The organism is uncultured Parabacteroides sp. (genome assembly GCF_905196875.1).
GTDB lineage: Bacteria > Bacteroidota > Bacteroidia > Bacteroidales > Tannerellaceae > Parabacteroides.
The window spans coordinates 1-20,761 of record NZ_CAJJWO010000024.1; the positions used below are offsets into that span (position 1 = coordinate 1).

Annotated in this window: 11 protein-coding genes; 7 read left to right on the top strand and 4 right to left on the bottom strand. The window is 40.5% G+C overall.

Features of this window, described 5'->3' with window-relative positions:
- Positions 1-370: 370 nt before the first annotated feature.
- The gene (locus QZ076_RS10130) at positions 371-1,939 is read right to left on the bottom strand and encodes a SusD/RagB family nutrient-binding outer membrane lipoprotein (RefSeq protein ID WP_293713030.1); all 1,569 of its coding nucleotides are present in this window, start codon (positions 1,937-1,939) and stop codon (positions 371-373) included.
- A 19-nt stretch (positions 1,940-1,958) separates the two neighbouring features.
- Positions 1,959-5,156 (bottom strand): SusC/RagA family TonB-linked outer membrane protein, encoded by a 3,198-nt coding sequence (locus QZ076_RS10135; protein ID WP_293713033.1) that lies wholly within the window; start codon positions 5,154-5,156, stop codon positions 1,959-1,961.
- A gap of 700 nt (positions 5,157-5,856) precedes the next feature.
- Between QZ076_RS10135 and QZ076_RS10140 the strand changes: the two genes are divergently transcribed.
- The 7 genes from QZ076_RS10140 (at position 5,857) to QZ076_RS10170 (ending at position 17,151) form a co-directional block, all read left to right on the top strand.
- A complete protein-coding gene (locus tag QZ076_RS10140; RefSeq protein WP_293713035.1) occupies positions 5,857-8,898 on the top strand; it encodes a TonB-dependent receptor in 3,042 nt (1,013 codons plus the stop codon).
- A 23-nt stretch (positions 8,899-8,921) separates the two neighbouring features.
- Complete coding sequence (locus QZ076_RS10145) at positions 8,922-10,289, top strand: RagB/SusD family nutrient uptake outer membrane protein (protein WP_293713037.1); 1,368 nt, start codon at positions 8,922-8,924, stop codon at positions 10,287-10,289.
- A gap of 759 nt (positions 10,290-11,048) precedes the next feature.
- Entirely contained in the window at positions 11,049-12,212 is a 1,164-nt protein-coding gene (locus tag QZ076_RS10150) for a site-specific integrase (protein WP_293713039.1), read from the top strand.
- Between the two features lie 225 nt (positions 12,213-12,437).
- On the top strand, positions 12,438-13,709 hold the full coding sequence (locus QZ076_RS10155; RefSeq protein WP_075556808.1) for a replication-associated recombination protein A: 1,272 nt from the start codon (positions 12,438-12,440) through the stop codon (positions 13,707-13,709).
- 188 nt (positions 13,710-13,897) lie between these two features.
- Positions 13,898-14,965, top strand: a complete 1,068-nt coding sequence (gene serC / locus QZ076_RS10160; protein ID WP_075556807.1) for a 3-phosphoserine/phosphohydroxythreonine transaminase — start codon at positions 13,898-13,900, stop codon at positions 14,963-14,965.
- A 2-nt stretch (positions 14,966-14,967) separates the two neighbouring features.
- The gene (locus QZ076_RS10165) at positions 14,968-15,891 is read left to right on the top strand and encodes an NAD(P)-dependent oxidoreductase (protein WP_293713043.1); all 924 of its coding nucleotides are present in this window, start codon (positions 14,968-14,970) and stop codon (positions 15,889-15,891) included.
- 12 nt (positions 15,892-15,903) lie between these two features.
- Positions 15,904-17,151, top strand: a complete 1,248-nt coding sequence (locus QZ076_RS10170; protein WP_293713045.1) for a DUF1015 domain-containing protein — start codon at positions 15,904-15,906, stop codon at positions 17,149-17,151.
- Between the two features lie 70 nt (positions 17,152-17,221).
- On the opposite strand, the gene QZ076_RS10175 is transcribed toward QZ076_RS10170, so the two are convergent.
- Both QZ076_RS10175 and QZ076_RS10180 read right to left on the bottom strand, forming a co-directional pair.
- Positions 17,222-19,816: a DUF6383 domain-containing protein gene (locus QZ076_RS10175; RefSeq protein ID WP_293713047.1), complete on the bottom strand. Its 2,595-nt coding sequence runs from the start codon at positions 19,814-19,816 to the stop codon at positions 17,222-17,224.
- A 137-nt stretch (positions 19,817-19,953) separates the two neighbouring features.
- Positions 19,954-20,709 (bottom strand): DNA-binding domain-containing protein, encoded by a 756-nt coding sequence (locus QZ076_RS10180; RefSeq protein WP_293713049.1) that lies wholly within the window; start codon positions 20,707-20,709, stop codon positions 19,954-19,956.
- Positions 20,710-20,761: the final 52 nt, after the last annotated feature.

The window sequence follows — 20,761 nt, forward strand, 5'->3', positions numbered from 1 at the left end:
TTAAGACACGAATTTCGAACTTTTTCTAATAATAACGAACTTTTTATTCTCCTTTATGAAGGCTTATCTTTGATTTTTTGAGACTTCTTGATTGTCTTTGCATTTTCTAATGCGTTTGCCCTGAGTATCGCGACTAATCAGTGGTTGATAACTATGAACCAAGCGACTGATAATTGTCAACCGTTTGGCTCACAATTATCAACCATACGGCCGATAATTATCAGCCGCAGATTTTACCAGCTTCCAATATAATAAATAAAGCAATAAGTAGTTCATAAACAAAGGAATAAAAGTAAAGTGAAACAATAAAAAAACAGGATGTATCGTAATTGACGATACACCCTGTTCTGAAATGTGTTATTTTTTATTTTCAACGGCTTCCGCCTGCCCACCAAACGGGTTCAGTGTAAACATAATTACCATCTCCATAAGCAGCTTTCACCTCTGGGTTAGTGGTCGTATCGCTATTCCCGTACGGACAACGTAAAGGATACTTTCCCGGATTTTTCAACGCAATGAAGTTTTCATTCAAGGCCATCAAGCGACGGATATCACTGAACGTTTCTGTAGCTTCACCCGAAGCACCCCACAATGCCAGATACTTTTGTATCATGGTTTCTTTCAAAGGATTAGCAGTAAACAAGGGGGTGACTTTACTATCAAAATAGGCTTTAGCCGCATCTTCCGTGATGGCCTCGGCTGTCACATTGATGCCCTCTCCCAGTGTTTCAATAGCAGATTCAATGCTTCTTTCTGCATTGGCAATACCCGCAACAACAGCTTCTTTTAAAACAGCTTCGGCTTCAGACGCACGATTTAATCGGCATAATGCTTCGGCCTCAAGGAATTTAAGTTCGTGATAGCTCATCAAAATAGAAGGAGCCGTACTTGCATAATAAAATGTAGATACGCTGTATTTCTGCATATTTTGCTCCGGCGAACCGTTTGGAGCAGGAACATAATTCAAGTCGTTTGCACCCGTAATATTGCTCCTGACTTTACCAACTGATGAAGGTGTCAATAAACCACGTTGCAAGCGGGGATCCTGGCGTTCGATCAGTTTTTCTCCCATGCTTTGACTGGAAACAAGACCGGCACGGTCGTTATTGAATCCATAATACGGGTTGATATTGTTATTGTCATAAATCGCAAATTCAGCTTGTTCCGCAGCAGAAGCAAACGATTTAGATACATATTCCAACACTTTCGTCATATCTCCGTTTACATCGCCGGAACGATTCATTAGGCGCATTGTATAACGAGCTTTTAATCCATAAGCCAGCTTCATCCAATTAGCTGCATTCCCTTTATAGATCAAGTCGTAAGAAGATATCGGAGATCTGTCTGATCCCTGCAGGCTAGCGATTGCATCGTCCAATTCCTGCATAACGGTTTTGTAAATATCTTCCTGTTTATCGATTTTAGGATTCATATAAACCGGTGCACCGTTTTCGTCGATAAGTGCAGCCTCACTAAAAGGAGCATCTCCGAACATATCAGCCAGGAGAGCACCATTATAAGCCGCTAAAACCAAGGCGATTCCCTTAGTTATATCATTCCCTTCGTCACGCATACCTTCTTCACATTGCCCTATAGCGATACGTGCATTTTTCAATGTGGTATATACTCCGGCCCAAACATTGTTGAAAGTAGAAGCGGCAGTCGGTTCATTCAAACGTATCTCTGCATTATACAACTGGTTATCGACACCAGTTTCGTATTCTACATAAGCAGAACCATATGTGTTAAAATCACCGCTGACATTTGAAAAAGCAGTGGATGTAATTACATCCGTCAAAATAAATTTGGCATCCACACTGTTCGTATGGTTCGTATCTTTGTTTATGTCATCCATTTTATCTTCCGAGCACCCGACAAGGCAAGCCGAGAAAAGAGATAGGGCAAAGACACCTTTCATTGTATTTAATATTGTTCTCATATTTCTATACCTTAACTAATTAGAATTTCACATTCACACCAAAACCATAACTTGCCGTTCCCGGTAAAGAGAAACGTTCGAAAGCCCCTGTCATGTTGTTATTACCCTGTGTAGCCTCCGGATCAAACCCGTCCAATTCCGACCACACAATAATGTTACGGGCAAATACATTTACGTTCACATTCAGCCAGCTTCTTTCAAAAACCGGATAACTCAACGCTATCTCACGCAATTTGATGAATGAATTGTCATATACATATGATTCATTGATACCTCTGCGGGTTGCATAATAACTCTGTGCATCCTCTTTGCTGATTACAATGTCATTAGGTGCATAAGTAGGATTGCCGTTTGCATCTTTTCCGGTAACTTTTACTGCATCCTGGTCGAACATGAAATCGTTTTTACGCGCATCTGCCGATAATTTTGTAACGCCATAGAAATGCTGTTCTCCAGCTGTACCGCAATAGATCTGTCCTCCCTGTTTCCAGTCTAATACAGCGGATAAACGGAACTTATAAAGTTCTATATTCGTATTAAAGCCTAAATGGAAATCCGGAGATACAGATCCTATCACACGTGAATCGCCCACCTGCGGCATACCTTTCTCGTCAACTACAATCTGTCCTGCTTCGTTACGCAGATACGAAGTACCGTAAATTACAGGGAATTTATCACCAATACCTGCACGTACCTGAGGAGTTACGAAACCTCCCAGATAGATACTTTCCACACCCGGAGCCAGTTCGTCAACATAGTTATCTATTTTCGAGAAATTGAAAGCGAAGTCTAGTTTAAAGTTTCTCGTGTCTACTGGTGAGAAGCCAAGCGTAAACTCATGTACGTTCGTGTGCATTTTACCACCATTCATCATCATGCTGCTTGAACCTGTCGAACCTGCCAAAGGCACTTCAAAGATTTGGTCTTTTACATTTTGGCGTGAATATGTATAGTTTAATGAAACCAAGCCGTTCAGGAATGTCAAATCTGCACCTAATTCGTACGATTTGGTATTCTGAGGTTTCAGATTCGGGTCATATACAATGTAATAAGGGATATAAGACATTACACCGCCCATCGGGTAAGCGATCGGTGTCCCGTTAAAGAATCCACCACCGTAGCCGGGAGTATAATAATAAGTAGGAATATAGTTTCCTGCCATACCTACTTCAGCATATGAAGCACGTAACTTACCAAATGTCAGGATATTATTTTTCAGTGGATCAAGTTCTGTAAATACCCAACCGGCTGATACCGACGGATAAAAGAATGAACGGTTATCGCGCGGCATGGATGAAACAATATCATTACGTCCCGTAACATTCAGATATAGCATGTTTCTCCATGCTAATGACATACTGGCAAAATTACCAACCGTACGTTTACGTGTATATTTGTCTTCACTGCTGTAAACAGAGGCATTATTCAAATGATTCCATCCCGGAAAGTTAAAGTTCATACCATCTGCATAAGTATATTTCACTCTTTTCTCAACCAACTCGTTACCGATCAATGCATCGAATACAAGTTCGTCATTGATATTCCATGTATAAGCGGCTGTTAAGAGAGAGTTTAATTCATTGATCGTATAATGATATTCAGCAATCATACCAGTTCCGTATGAGGTACTACCATAACCGAAAACATCAGAATAATTGGTGGTATAGGCATCGTCCCCCAGTTGATATTTAATATCCAACTTATGATTTTCCGTATTGAATTTCGTAGAATACTTCAAAAAAGCATTCCCGAAGAAACGTTGAGAGCGTTCCGTGAACTTATTGTTTGCACAAGCCCAGTTCGCATCGTCGATCCAGTTTTCACGGAAAGTATTTTGGGTATATGGATCTCCTTCTATATGAGCAGGAATCCCAGCCATGTTGTAACTGATAGGTGCGGTATAGACCGTAGCCGTAACCCCATCATTGGCCCCGGATTGTTTGCGGATTTTTGATGTTACGAAGTTCCCGTTAAAACCAGTTGTCCAGTTCTCATGCAACTGGGCTTCAGCCGACATTTTTACATTGTAGCGATCCATTCCCGTTGAAGGAACAATACCGCTTGAAGTAGTATTACCCAAAGAAAAAGAGTAATTACCTTTGTCAAAAGACTGTGCAACATTTACTGAATTACTCCAGGTAACGCCTGTGTTATAGAAATCTTTTGCATTGTTATAAGCTTGCGGAGTAGCCCATGGGTCTAATCCGGCTGCTGCACGCTGGGGAACATAATACTGCCCCTGATGCAAACCGCCTGCCGTGTAGCTATTGTTTACATTACCACCGTAAGTCGGATCGTTAGCCAGTTCTGATATTTTAGGTCCCCAGCTAAATCCGGAATAAGGATTAAAACTACCATTAGTACCCTGTGCAAACTCCTGCTGCAACTCTGGTAATGTAGATACGACATCAAAAGAAAGATTTGTATTGAAAGTTATAGACGGTTTCCCCTTTCTTGCACCTTTTCCACTTTTGGTCGTAATAACAATTACACCATTGGATGCACGCATACCGTACAAAGCGGATGCAGCCTGACCTTTCAGTATGTTGATACTTTCGATATCATTCGGGTCTATATCCACTGCGCGATTTGCAAAGTCAGCACCACTGACACTACCATTATTCATCACATCGGTATCCACATCCGCTGTAGATGCAACCGGCATACCGTCGATTACATAGAGAGGAGTATTATCACCAGTAAAAGAGCGTGAACCGCGAATTGTGATTTTAGAAGAAGCTCCCGGCATACCGGAAGAAGGGGCGATATCGATACCTGATACCTTTCCTTGCAGCGCGCCTGCCAGATTTGTATTGGCAGCTTGCGTCAACTGATCTCCTTTTACATCCTGTACTGCATATCCTAATGCTTTCTTCTCTTTAGAGATACCCATAGCAGTGACAACTATTTCATCAATGTTTTGGGTATCTGATTTGAGTATAGCATTGATATTCGGTCCAACTGGTACTTCCTGCGTCAGCATACCGACATAAGAAATAATCAATGTTTTACTATTTGCAGGAACTTCCAGGGAGAAATTACCGTCATAATCTGTTACTGTACCAACCATTGTTCCTTTAACAACGATTGATGCCCCGATAACCGGTAGCCCATCGTCAGCAGAAGTAACAGTTCCTGCTACTTTTGTGCTTTGAGCAACCACTGTGCATATACCCACTAAAAGGTACAGCAGAATAAAAGTGAACTTTTTCATCATAAACACACATTATTTATTAAACGAATAGAATTTGCAACACGTAGATAAGTGCAATATATTCAAATGATTAAATCTTTATTTTGGAATTAATTAAGACGTGATTTAGTCTTTGCAGAACTTAGTAATTTGAATACCGACGGTTTTAGTTTCAAGGAATTGGAAAAAAGCGAATATGATAAAATTCCTATTTGGGTATTATTTGTATCTATTTCATATATAATTTATAGAGTAAGATATTACGACTAAATTAGAGTCCTTTTTCATGTTTCAATTTTATTCTCCGGATATTTTTCACGAAATTCTATCGCGTTTTGAAATTCATTAAGTATTCGTTTTACGTCTCAAAATCACAAAAAATAGCGGAGCATTTTCTACCCTGGTAAGACCCTATGTTTTTCAGAGGGGGAAAGACCATTCAAAAAGTGTGAATCAGATCGGGTTAAAAATAGAAAATTTTAAATCCTCAATTGATCCGATTTTAATTTATCCTAATACTTGAGTTATCCGAAACTGTTCATTTTACGGGCTATTCTGTTAATTAACAGTTTGTTTTTTGTAAAAAACTGTTAGTTATTTGTTGTTATAATAAATTTATTATTACATTTGCGGTCTCTCTGGTGTGTTTTATAATAGGTTTCGGCAAAATATTCACAATATAGTGCAAATTAGTTATTTATAAGTTAAATAAAAAAGTGTGTCTATGAAAAAGTTGACTTATCTTTTATTCTGCCTGGTACTAGGCATTGGGGTGGCGACTGCTCAGACGACGAAGATAACAGGTTCTGTTATTTCGGCGGATGATAATGAGCCAATTATTGGTGCATCGATTGTTGTAAAAGGTACAATGGTCGGTACAGTGACTGATTTTAATGGTGCGTTCTCATTGGATGTACCAAGTTCTGCAAAGACTCTGGTAATTTCTTATGTAGGTATGGAAAGCCAAGAGGTCTCTGTTAAGCCTCAGATTAGAGTGTTGTTGAATACCTCTAGTCAAGCTCTGGATGAAGTAATGGTTGTTGCTTATGGTATTGCTAAAAAGGCCTCTTTTACAGGTTCTGCGAAAGCCGTTAGTTCGGAAGAAATCGTATCGGGATCTAAAGAATCGTTAGACAAAGCATTAGCTGGTAAATTGACAGGTGTACGTGTTACTACTACTACTGGTGACCCGGGTTCTCCTGGCGAAATCAATATTCGTGGTGTAGGGTCTATCAGTGCTTCGAAGTCTCCGCTGTACGTAATCGACGGTGTTCCTGTTAAAAATGACAGCGATATGAGTTATTATGGTAAGACTTCCAGCATCCTTAGCTCACTGAATCCGGAAGATATCGAGAACATGACAGTATTAAAAGATGCTGCTGCTGCTTCTCTGTATGGATCTCGTGCCGCTAATGGCGTAATTATCATTACTACTAAATCAGGTAAAAAAGGTAAAACGAAAGTTTCTTATACCGGTGAAGTAGGATGGTCGAACATGGCTGTAAAACAGTTTGTTCCAATGAATGCCAGCCAGATACTCGAATATGGAAAAGAAGCTATTGCAAACTATTACATATTGAATGGTGATGCTGGCAATCGTGAAGAAGCTTATGCTCTTATCGATTCAGAAGGCGATATGGCTTCTTTCTTCAACGATCCTTCCGGTAAAACAAATACTAACTGGAGAGATGAGGTTTATCGTACAGCTTTGACCCAGGATCATCAGGTGGCTATCAGTGGTGGTGCTGATAAAACACAATTTTATGTAGGATTTGGTTACAACAAGTCAGAAGGTATTGTAATTGGCACGGATTTTGACCGTTTAAGTGGTCGTTTAAATCTGGACCATCAGGTAAATAACTGGTTGAGTTTTGGTGTAAAACAGTCTATCGCTTATTCAAAACAAACCGGTGGTCGTGACCAGGGTAGTCAGGATCAGGGAATCGGTACATCTTCTCCTCTTAGCCTGATATTTTCTGCTGATCCTACCGCACCGGTGAAAAATCCTAACGGATCATATAATGAGAATGCATGTTGGGGAGCAGCCTCTAATCCTCATTTAATGCTTGGTGAAGAACAGTGGATCAAGTCTAAGACGATGCGTAGTTTAACTAATGCAGATGTGCAGGTGAAATTTTCTGATAAGGTTTCTTTCAAAAGCATTTTTGGTTATGATTTCATTGATACGAAACACTTTGAGTATTGGAGTCCGACAAGTGTGGATGGAGAATCGGTAAAAGGGTTAGGTTCCCGCTATAATTATGAAAACCGAAACTTGACCAGTTCTTCTACATTGAGATATGCCAATCTGTGGAATGATGTACATTCATTTGATGTATTGGGCGGTTTTGAAGTTGAAAATCAGCAGTTGACCAATATAATTGCTACTGCTAAACAGTATTCGACAGATAAATTACCGGAGTTGGGTAATGGTCAGCCAGACAATGCTTACAGTAATGTATATGAATCAGGTTTGGTTTCTTATCTGGCAACAGCAAACTATAATTACGACAACAAATATTATCTGTCGGCCAGCTTCCGTCGTGATGGTTCTTCTCGTTTGGGTGCAGATAATCGTTGGGCTAATTTCTGGTCAGTATCAGGTGCTTGGAGAATAAATAAAGATTTCCTGAAAGATAACGATTTGTTTTCCGATTTGAAGTTACGTCTTTCTTATGGTACGAATGGTAACTTGCCTAGTGATTATTATGCAAATCTGGCTTTGTATTCATTCAGTTCCGGATATGGTCCTTCCTCTGCTATTTATTGGAGTCAGGCTGGTAATAGTAAATTGGGTTGGGAAAAATCTCAGAACTTCAATATCGGCTTGGATTGGAATATGTATCAACGTGTAAATCTGACTGTTGAATATTATAATAAAAAGACAACAGACCTTTTGTTTGAAGTACCGGCATCTATTGTTACCGGTTTTGAAAACAACTGGCAGAATTTAGGTGAGTTGAAAAACACAGGGCTTGAAATAGAAGTCAATTCCCAAAACATCAAAAAACATGATTTCTCATGGGATACAAACTTCAACCTGACTTATCAGCAGGTTAAGATCAATAAACTTCCGGAAGGAAAAGATATTCAATACGGAGATGGTGAAATGTATCTGCACCGTGAAGGCGAATCGATGTATACATTCTATTTGCCGGAGTGGAAAGGGGTTAACCCTGAAACTGGCTTAGGCGAATTCTGGAAAGATCCTGAAGATCACAGTCAGGGTGTTGTCAATTATTATTCGGAAGCAGGTAAAGGTGTAGTTGGTAAAGCTATTCCTGATGTAATCGGAGGTTTGACCAATACGTTCAAATATCGTGATTTTGATTTATCTTTCCTGATCACTTATCAGTTTGGTGGCGATATGTTCGATTATCCAGGATATTTCTTCCATCATGACGGATTCCGTTTAGGTTCATTTAATATAGAAAACGATGTTGCCGGAAACTATTGGAAAAATCCGGGTGATGTAGTGGACTATCCGAAACCTATTTATGCAAATCCTTATCGTACGGATCGTTTTTCAAGCAGAACAATCGTATCTTCTGACAATATCCGTATGCGCGAGATAACATTGGGTTATAATCTTCCGGTTTGGAAAAATATTTTCAATAACCTGAGAGTTTATTTCCGTGCAAACAATCCGTTTATGATCTGGTCTAAATGTGATCGTGTTGATCCTGATGTCCCACTGAATGGTTATCGTCAGGTGGATACACCTCCAACCAAGAGTTTTGTCTTTGGTGTAAATATCACTTTATAATCTAAGTAAAACAGATAATGAATATGAAAAAAATATATTTGGTTAGTTTAGCATTTATGCTGTTGACCGCAGCTTGTAACGATGTCCTGGAAAAAACTCCGGGAACAAGCTTACCGGTAGATGAAGCTATTACTTCAGTAGATGATTTACAGAATGCCGTAAATGGTGTTTATGCGGATCAGGCTACGGAAGTTGGATCTTATGGTGGTGATTTTTCTTTGTTCGCAGATTTGCGTGGAAGCGATTTTCAATCAATTTCCGATGTGAATCATGCAGGACCGATGTATCGGTATCAACTGGATAAAAACCATTCGTTAGTTTTTAGCTTTTATAAAGTATTCTATGTATCTCTGGCAAGAATTAACAGCGTTCTGGCTGCATCTGAAAATCTGGAAGGTGACATTGCAAACCTTCAGGGAGAATTGTATGCAATGCGTGCTTTATATCATTTTGACCTGGCACGTATGTTTGCCAAATTACCTACCGCAGGGGATATGAATGGTTTAGGTATTGTCTTGTCTGACAAAGTGTTTGAAACCGATTATATCGGCGAAAGAGCTACATTACAGGCTACTTACGACCTTATTGTTAATGATTTAAACACAGCGCTTCCTCTTTTGACAAAGGACAAGAATCAGGGGCATATAAACTATTGGTCTGCTCTGGGTATTCGTGCACGTGCTTATCTGTATTTAGGAAAATATGCTGAAGCGTTGAATGATTGTAAAGAGATCATTGCTTCTTCTCCTTATAAGCTGTATTCAATAGAGGAATATGTTTCTGCATGGGATAAAGAAGGAACAAATGAAGCTATGTTTGAAATACTGACAACTTCTATTTATAATGCTCAACGTAACTCTCTTGGTTACTATACTCATGCCAAAGGGTATGGAGAATGTGCATTTACTGAAAGCTTCAAAGCAGAATTGGATGCTCGTCCGAATGATATCAGAACTCAACTTGTAGCAGAAGAGACAGATAATGGTTATAAAGGCTTCTATCCTCAGAAGTATAAGGGACGTGACGGACAAATCTATGTCAACAATCCTAAAGTGATCCGATTGTCTGAGATTTATCTGATTGCTGCAGAATGCGCGTTGAAGAATGGAGATGCGGGAGCTGCTGCTCAGTATATAAATATTCTTCGTAAAAACCGTATCACAGATTATGTCGATGTGGCATCTGTTACAATAGATGATATCCTAATGGAAAGACGTCTTGAATTATTTGCGGAAGGACATACATCTTGGGATTATTGGAGAAATGGTAAGTCCGTAAAAAATAAATTTGCTGGAGAAATAAAGGCAGACGATTATCGTACTATTTTGCCTATGCCGATGACAGAGATAAATGTCTCTGGTGGTAAATTGCAACAGAATCCGAATTATTAATTATATAATGTCAAGCCCTGAGAAAACTTTTTCCAGGGCTTGATTTTATCAGCTTTTCTTAAATCAAAAAGGTCATTTCTTCCTTTATAAACATTATTACTCCAATCTAATACTACCACAGAGATAAAGTTTAATACTATTAAGTACATATATTCTGTTATTTCTATTTCTTATAAGGAATAAAACTGACATCTTTGTAAGAAGTTTTACTTATAAGTAATAAAATGAGAACTCCGGAATTTTATAAAAGAGAGTTGTACCTCGATCGAATCAAGCTATTTGTAAATACGCAGATGATAAAGGTTCTGACCGGACAACGCCGTGTTGGAAAAAGCCTTCTTATTTTCCAGTTAATGAATTCATAAGGCTATAGTGATGGCTCTTATTATTATTATACGCCAGATGATTGGTGCGCTAAATGGTACTTTCTATATTTTTTTCTTTCTATCACAAAAAAAATAACTTTTCTATGTTTCACTTTCTGAACCAATTACGTTTTTTGTGAATTTTAGTTTCCTTTTTGGGTAGTCTCTTCTTGTTTTTTGTTTTTTATGATTGGTAAGTCTCTTTTATCTTTGTAACCGAAAAGAAGAACAGTAGCATCAGAATCGGTTGTTTTTTAAGGTAGGTCGGAGTATTATGTCTAATTTTGTCGGAACTCCGGTAAATATGTGATAACAAACTTTTAGTTTGTCTTATACGAAAGAAAGAACTTATTATCGTTCCTTCGTGTTTCATTCAGAAAATAAAATATATATCATGGAAAAAGTAATTTACAACTTGGTGTTTAACCGTAAGAAACTGTTAAACTCAGAAGGGAAAGCTTTGATTCAGGTAGAGGCCTATTTGAACAAGCAGAAGAAGTATTTTTCAACAAAGGTTTATATTAAGCCTTATCAGTGGGACGCAAAGAGAAAAGCTGTAAAGAATCATCCAAATATGGAGTCTCTGAATCAGTATCTGTCTAATTTTGTTGCGGAATTAGAACAACTGGAGCTTGAAATAGTCCATAGTGGCAAGGAATTTTCTTTGAATGATCTGAAAGAGAAACCTGAGGCTGGTCAGACTTCTTTTTCTCTGTTTATGCTAAATGAGATTAAACAGAGTAATCTGAAACCGTCAACAATGAAAAATCATTTTTCAACATTGCAGGTTCTTTCATCTTACCAGACGGAAGTTAGTTTTAACGACTTAAGTTATAATTTTCTTTGCGATTTTGAGCATTTTCTGTTGGTACATAAGTATCACCGGAATACGATCGCTAAACATATGAAGCATCTGAAGCGTTATATCAATCTGGCTATCAATAAAGATTTGTTCGATTTACACCGGTATCCTTTCCGTAAATACAAGATCAAATATATGGAAAGTAAAAGATCTCATCTTACTCCGGAAGAGCTGGAGCAATTGGAGGGGCTTAACCTAAAAGGACGTCGTACGCTTCAGCGGACTTTGGATATGTTTCTGTTTAGTTGTTATACCGGACTTCGTTTTTCGGATATAGTGAATATAACAAGAGAAAATTTTCTTTGTATAGAAGATAAAATATGGTTGATCTACTCTTCTATTAAGACTGATGTAAATGTACGTTTACCTTTGTTTTTGTTGTTTGATGGAAAGTCGCTACCGATCTATGAGCGGTATAAGAATAATCCGTGGACCTTGTTTGATATGCCAGCCTCTTCAAATTCGAATGTGAATAAGCAACTTCGCCGGATTTGTAAGATGGCTCATATAGACAAGAAGGTTTCATTCCACACAGCCAGACATACAAATGCTACATTATTGTTATATAATGGAGCAAATATTACAACTGTGCAGAAACTTCTGGGGCATAAAAGCGTACGAACAACAGAAATATATAGTAATATTATGGATATGACGGTTGTGCGTGATCTTTCCAGTCTGACAGGCATTAAATAATTATACGAAAATGGCATTAGGGAACGTAGGAAATGTACTATGAATTTTTCTGTGTTCTCTAATGTGTGCTGACAAAATGATACACTATACCTCTGGTTTTCCTGGTGTGTATGTGGTGTGTCTTGCTTTTTGTTATAAAATACTGCTTTCAAACATTAGAATTCCTTGATATTTTTACGGTATTTATGCTTTGAAAAGTAAATAAAATATCCGACTTTTGTCTGCATGATGAGTCAACCTTTAGCAGAAAGATTACGTCCAAAGACGTTGGATGATTATATCGGACAAAAACACCTTGTCGGACAAGGAGCTGTATTAAGGAAAATGATTGATGCAGGACGTATACCCTCATTTATTCTTTGGGGACCTCCGGGAGTGGGGAAGACGACATTGGCACAAATCATTTCCAATAAACTGGAAGCTCCTTTCTATACTTTGAGTGCTATCAGTTCGGGGGTGAAGGATGTACGTGATGTAATTGAAAAAGCAAAAGGAAATCGCTTTTTCAATACTGTATCTCCGATTTTATTTATTGATGAAATACATCGTTTCAGTAAATCCCAGCAGGATTCTTTGTTGAATGCTGTAGAAACGGGAGTTGTAACGTTGATTGGAGCAACGACGGAGAATCCTTCTTTTGAAGTTATTCGTCCGTTATTATCCAGATGTCAAGTATATGTTCTGAAGTCGCTGGATAAAAGCGATTTGCTTACATTATTGAATAAAGCAGTCAAAGAAGACATTATACTGAAGGAGAAAGATATCCAGTTGAAAGAAACGGATGCCATGTTGCGCTATTCCGGTGGTGATGCCAGAAAGCTTCTGAATATCCTGGAGTTGGTTGTCTCTGCCGAAGAGACGGATAAAATAGAAATAACCGACGAAAGGGTTGTAGAGCGTTTGCAGGAGAATCCGGCTGCTTATGATAAAGGCGGTGAAATGCATTATGATATAATTTCAGCTTTTATCAAATCGATTCGGGGAAGTGATCCTGACGGTGCTATTTATTGGCTGGCCCGCATGGTGGCAGGAGGGGAGGATCCGGAGTTTATCGCCCGTCGGCTTGTGATTTCAGCAGCCGAAGATATTGGCCTGGCTAATCCGAATGCCCTGTTATTAGCAAATGCATGTTTTGATGCATTGAAGAAAATCGGTTGGCCTGAAGGACGGATCATCTTGGCGGAGACGACTGTTTATCTGGCTAGTAGTCCTAAAAGTAATTCGGCTTATATGGCTATAAACGATGCGCTCGCATTGGTGGAACGTACCGGTAACTTGCCTGTCCCGCTTCATCTGCGGAATGCACCGACAGCTTTGATGAAAGAACTGGATTACGGAAAGGAATATAAATATGCACATGATTATAAAGACAACTTTGTTAAACAGGAGTATTTACCCAAAGAAGTGCTTAATCAACGCTTCTGGAAAGGGCAGAATAATCCGGCAGAACAGAAACTGGTCGAGCAGATGAAGAAACTCTGGGGAGATCGGTTCTGATAATTGACAATAGATAATTGAAAAAGGAGAAACGGCTGAATAAAAGATGTTATTAAAGAAGTAAATGTGGCTTTTTGCTAATAATTTATGACTTTTGATTTCTCTGTTTCAATTAAATTCGTACATTAGCCGCCTGTTTTAAAAAAACACGTTACTTAAATAATATATAACATTAAAAAGAAATTGATATGAAGAAGCACAATTTTTCTGCAGGACCTTCTATTCTGAGCGAATACACGATTAAAAATGCAGCAGCAGCTGTTGAAAATTTCGCAGGTACAGGGTTATCGATTCTTGAAGTATCTCATAGAGGTAAAGAATTTGTTGCAGTAAACGACGAAGCCAGAGCATTGATTAAAGAACTCTTGGATGTTCCGGCCGGTTACGAGGTTGTATTTCTGGGCGGTGGTGCCAGCATGCAGTTTTGTATGGTTCCTTTCAACTTGCTGAATAAGAAAGCTTCTTATCTGGATACGGGAACATGGGCCTCTAATGCGATTAAAGAAGCTAAGTTGTTCGGAGAAGTAGACGTTGTTGCTTCTTCAAAAGATGCAAACTATACTTTTATCCCGAAAGGTTATCAGGTTGCTGAAGATTCGGATTATTTCCATTTTACATCCAATAATACGATCTATGGTACGGAAATGCGTTACGATCCGGATATGAAGGTTCGTTTGGTATCTGATATGTCTTCTGACATTTTCTCCCGTCCGATCGATATATCCAAATATGATATTATTTATGCTGGTGCGCAGAAGAACCTGGCTCCTGCAGGTGTAACATTGGCTATTGTACGTACGGATGCTTTAGGTCATGTAGATCGTGCCATCCCTACAATGTTGAATTACAATACGCACATCAAGAAAGATTCTATGTTCAATACGCCTCCTGTATTCCCTATTTTTGCTGCTCTGCAAACATTGAAATGGTATAAGGAACTGGGCGGTGTGGCTGCTATCGAAAAGATGAACCTTGAAAAAGCAGCTATCCTTTATGATGAAATTGACCGTAATAAATTATTTAAAGGTACTGCTGCTGTAGAAGACCGTTCTATTATGAACGTTTGTTTCGTAATGAACGACGAATATAAAGAACTGGAAGATGAATTCAGTAAATTCGCCTCAGCCGCCGGTATGGTAGGTATTAAAGGACACCGTTCGGTAGGCGGATTCCGTGCTTCTCTTTATAACGCGATGCCTAAAGCCAGCGTGGAAGCTTTGGTTGCTACAATGAAAGAATTTGAAAAACAGCATTAATCATGACAAAGGTATTAGTTGCTACAGATAAACCTTTCGCTGCGATAGCAGTGAAAGGTATCCGTGAAGTGGTGGAAGCTGCAGGTTACGAACTGGCTCTTCTGGAAAAGTATACGGGCAAAGCCCAATTACTGGATGCTGTAAAAGATGCGAATGCAGTTATTATCCGCAGTGATATTATCGATGCTCCTGTGTTGGATGCTGCTAAAGAACTGAAGATTGTTGTTCGTGCCGGTGCCGGTTACGACAATGTAGACCTGGCTGCTGCTACGGCTCATAATGTATGTGTAATGAATACTCCGGGACAGAATTCCAATGCTGTGGCTGAACTTGTTTTCGGTATGCTGGTTTATGCTGTAAGAAATTTCTATAACGGGACTTCCGGTACAGAACTGATGGGTAAAAAGCTCGGTATCCTGGCCTATGGTAATGTCGGACGCAATGTAGCCCGCATTGCCAAAGGATTTGGTATGGATGTATATGCTTATGATGCATTCTGTCCGGTAGAGGTAATTGAAAAAGATGGTGTCAAAGCGGTTGCTTCTACTGCCGACTTGTTCAAAAACTGTCAGATCGTTTCTCTTCATATCCCGGCAACGGCTGAAACAAAAGGTTCTATCAATTTTAAATTGATGAACTCTATGCCTAAAGGGGCTATTGTTATCAATACAGCCCGTAAAGAAGTGATTGACGAAGCAGGTTTGACCAAGATGATGGAGGAACGTCCTGACTTTAAGTATATAACAGATATCAAGCCTGCTATCGATGCAGACCTGGCTGCCAAATATCCGGATCGTTACTTTGCTACTCCTAAAAAGATGGGTGCACAGACCGCCGAAGCAAATATCAATGCCGGTATTGCTGCTGCAAAACAAATCGTGGATTTCATTCAGAATGGTAACGAGAAGTTCAGAGTTAATAAATAAATCCGCAACATTATGGCAAAGATAAAACCTTTTAAAGGCATCCGTCCGCCGAAAGATTTAATAAAAGAAGTCGCTTCACGCCCTTATGATGTATTGAATTCAGAAGAAGCACGTGAAGAAGCAAAAGGAAACGAAAAGTCATTATATCATATTATTAAGCCGGAAATAGATTTTCCGGTAGGAACAGACGAACATGATCCGGCTGTTTATGAAAAGGCTGCTGAAAACTTCCGGTTGTTTCAGGAGAAAGGCTGGTTGGTTCAGGATCAGAAGGAACAATATTATGTATATGCACAGACGATGAACGGACGTACACAGTATGGTCTGGTTGTATGTGCTTATGTAGATGATTATCTGAAAGGTAACATCAAGAAACATGAATTGACCCGTCGTGATAAAGAAGAAGACCGTATGAAGCATGTTCGTGTGAACAATGCCAATATCGAACCGGTGTTTTTCGCTTATCCCGACAATCCCGAACTGGATACTATCGTAAAAAAATATACGGCCAACGCGCCTGAATATGATTTCGTGGCAGAGCTGGACGGCTTCGGTCATACCTTCTGGATTATCGACGAAGCGAAAGATATCGCCCGCATCACCGAATTGTTTGAGGCAATGCCTTCCTTATACATAGCAGACGGTCATCACCGTTCGGCGGCGGCAGCTTTGGTAGGAGCGGAGAAGGCCAAACAGAACCCGAACCATCGCGGAGATGAAGAATATAACTTCTTCATGGCTGTTTGTTTCCCGGCTAATCAGTTGACTATTATCGACTATAACCGTGTTGTCAAAGACCTGAACGGACTGACGGAAGAAGAGTTCCTCTCCAAAGTAGCTGCTAACTTTACCGTAGAAGAAAAAGGCGCGGACATCTATCAACCGGCAGGCCTGCACAACTTCTCCCTCTACCTGGGCGGTAAGTGGTATTCCCTGACAGCAAAACCGGGCACATACAACGACAACGATCCGATCGGTGTACTGGACGTGACGATCTCTTCCAACCTGATCCTGGATGAAGTGTTGGGTATTAAAGACCTCCGTTCAGATAAGCGGATCGACTTCGTTGGCGGTATCCGTGGTCTGGGCGAATTGAAGCGCCGTGTAGACAGTGGCGAAATGAAAGTGGCTCTGGCCCTGTATCCTGTCACCATGAAGCAGTTGATGGATATAGCCGATACCGGTAATATCATGCCTCCCAAAACAACTTGGTTCGAACCGAAATTGCGTTCGGGACTGGTTATTCACAAATTGGTATAAGAACGATTTATTCATAAATAGAAAAGCCTCAGATCTTTGGTCTGAGGCTTTTTTATAGGTTTGTCTTTTATTATAAAACAACTTTCACACACTGATTTGTTACCCGTATCAGGTAGATACCCTTCGGCAATGCTATCCGTTCTTCATTGCCGGAAGTCCGGAAAGTTTTCAGCAGGCGCCCGTCGGGGGTGAAGATGTGAATCTGTTCCGGTTGAGGGGTCTGTATGTGTAGATAGCCGTTGGTGGCATAAATCTTGATACTGTCAGTACTGATCGTCTCGTTGGCAACCGGATCGGGGTTTTTCACCACACCGTCGATCTTTATTACAATCGGTTGACGAACATATTTTATGATATAAGCGCCATCGCTTATACGGGGCTGAATCGTTTCGCCACGGTTGGTAGTGATCACCGGTTCTGATTGGTCATATTCTTTATCCAATGTCAGGTAGAAACGAAAACTACTCCAGGCTTCCACATCATAATCGCCAGCTATGGGATCGGTTATTGCTCCTTCAATGGCAGGGAGTGTGACGGTATGATAAACTGTCGGTTCAGGCTCCGGCTCCGGGGCAGGTGTCTGCGTAATATCGTCGGCAGAGAAAGTGACATCATCAGTTACCGTATAGGTCGATCCGGTTAATGGCTGGCCATCTACGTAAATCTTTCCGCCTTGATAGCCGCTATTCGGTGTCAATAATAATGTAAGCTCTGTACCAGCTGGAACCTGATCTCCATCATCCAATATATTCTCACGGTTGTTTTCTACCCATTTAACAGTCAGTTTTCCGTGTGAAGGCTGGGTGATAGTTACGACTTTTGCTTTTACGATATCTCCTCCTGTTTCTGTCTTTTCCGTTTTCCGGTAGGTATCGCCTACTTTATAGATAGGGAGCGTGGATATTCCTGTCGATGTACCGTCACCCAGACCTTCATAAGCTACAAAAGAAGCGTCTTTCAACTGTTCATCGCCTGTTACCAGCGGTACGTCAACGGGCAAAGAAGTTCCTGTCTGAAAATTATCCAGAATGATTCTGTCGCCGACTAGTTTGCCATTACCGCTGATTGTCATAGGATGATCCTTATCGACAATAATACTGTTCAATCTCAGCCCACTTCCAGGAATTTCCTGGACAGGCAAATAGGTTACCGTCGAGTTATCGAGTACCATATCTGTTATGGCTATAGTAGTAGGCAAAGCATAAGGCGCATTTGCATTTCCCTGATTACGGATAGTCAGTGTACATGGTTTGTAACCTTCGCCATTTTTGTGATTACCAGCCATAATCTCATCGGTTATTTTTCCGCCTTCGATTGTCAGGTTCATTGTTCCGGTTACATATACTGGTTGTCCGGGGGCCTGATCTCTGGCAGCCCCCAATGTTCCTATTTCTCCACCTTTTACCAGCACATTGACATTGCCGCCTACTTTTCCTATATATTCAGAATCATTACCACTTGAAACATAGCTACTTCCCCAAACCTGTTGGAACTTTCCTTCTTCAATAGTTACATCTGTATTTGTAGTAACACTGCCGAATAATCCACCGCCGAATACAATTAAATCTTCGCGGTTTCCTCCTATATTTTTTATCACGACCTTAGTTGAACCGACATTTCCGCAATCATCCTGCGATACAACACCTCGTCCTCCGCCATAAACAGTTGCAGAATTAGGATTCCCATCGACAGTTCCACCATCCATCGTTGCTCCGTCTACTTCCACATAGGTAGCACCATTCACTGTGCCTGTCGAGCAACCACCGTACAGAGTCCCGATCGTACCGCCGGTAGCTTTCAAATAGGTATTGCCTGTTACCGTACAACCATAGCCCCCGGCAAGGATAGTACCATATACTGTATTCAGATCAGGATCTTTAAATGTTCCTCCGGATATTTCTACACGTGTACTTCCTACGGTTGTTCCCGGTTGGTTGCTACCTCCGAAAACATTTCCTACAATGGTTGGATCTCCTGAAATTTTAAGATAACATTCTCCGGTGACGTTTCCTTCATAGCCCCCACCATTAATAAAACCGTATGTCCCTCCGGAAATCTCAACATGTGTACTACCGCAAGTCGCAGAGGCGGCATCTCCTCCTCCAAAGACAGTTCCATTCATTTTTACGCTACCCGATAGTTCCACTTTGGCTTCTCCGTCAACAGCACCTTGATTACCTCCTGCATATACCCAACCGAAAGTTCCGCTTTTGAGGACAACAGAGGTACTGGCTACTGATCCGGTTTTACTTCCACCCCAGATATTTCTCAGTCCTGTGATATTTTCGCCATATGTACCAACACAATCAACATCCTCATCAAATACAAGCGCATATCCATTTGCATAAATGCACGACATATTTAACTTTATACTTTTGAATGTAAGAGGAGCAGTCATTTCTAAATCACTGCTGTACGTGAGTGTCTTTGTTCCATCGTCGCTTGTGATAGTACATGCTTTAGCAGGAATATTTCCCATCGTAACATCCGCAGTAAGTTGAATAATATCATTCTCTTGTAAAGAAGAAACTGCTGTGTTCCATCCGTCAGTAGAACTAACGCTGTGTGTTGTTTGTGCTATCACATCTATCGAAGTGATCATAAAAAAGGCAATCAGAATGGTAAGTAATCTGGTTACCATACTTTTTTGTAGAAATTGTTTCATATACATATTAATATTAGTGTTGTTATTATTATTCGATCGACAGGCCATTCCGCCCGCGATCGACACCTTATCCCGGTCGGGATCGACACTCCATCGCGGTCGGAATAAGGTGTCGATCCTTGGGGTTAAATTGTTGCTTATTCTATAACAGGGCGATCGTCTTCGCCACCACCGCCCGATTTACCGCCTACCCAGAGAGTGATGGAGGTACTACGGGGAGCTTTTAATGTGGTACCGGTAGAATATTGTGTAGTGACTGTTAGTGTATATTCGCCATCGGCAAGTCCGGGAGGAACCAGCAGCATCAGCTCCGATGGTTTGTTGGAAGCAATCATGTCGTCGTCGAGTTTGGTAACGACCCCTTCGTTGTTGGTCAGCGATACTCCTACTGCCGCATCGTCGCCTACAACTTTTATCATAGCACCGCGTACGATAAGGTTGCGTCCGGATGTAGCCGTACCGTCTTTGAGTCCGGTCTTGCGGTCTTCCGTTTCGAGAATGTACATCACGTTCGATTTCGTTCCCAGAATGCTGACAGCTGTTTTAGCGATCTCTTCGCGTAGAAATTTGTCTTGTGTGACAGATACATAAATAGAGTTTTTCTCCTTGTTCCATACGCCGCCTTCCACAATGCCGAGGAATTGGGCTACGGCGCGGAAGATTCCGGTGTTCACGCTGTAGCCGCTCAGGATAAGTCGGGCGACAACGCGGTTGTAGAGTGAAACGGAATGTTGCAATGTTTCAATACGTAGTCCGGTATCCTCTTTCAACATTTCATCGATGATGTCGTCAGGGCCTACTTTACCTGCCGATTCGAGTTGTAAGATCTTGTCGTTCAGATCGTCTGTGGTCACCGTATTGTCGATGAGCCAGCCTTTTAGTACGTTTTGCATAGACTTGAATTGATATTAGTTCTTATAGAACTATGGCAATTCTAGGCGTTGA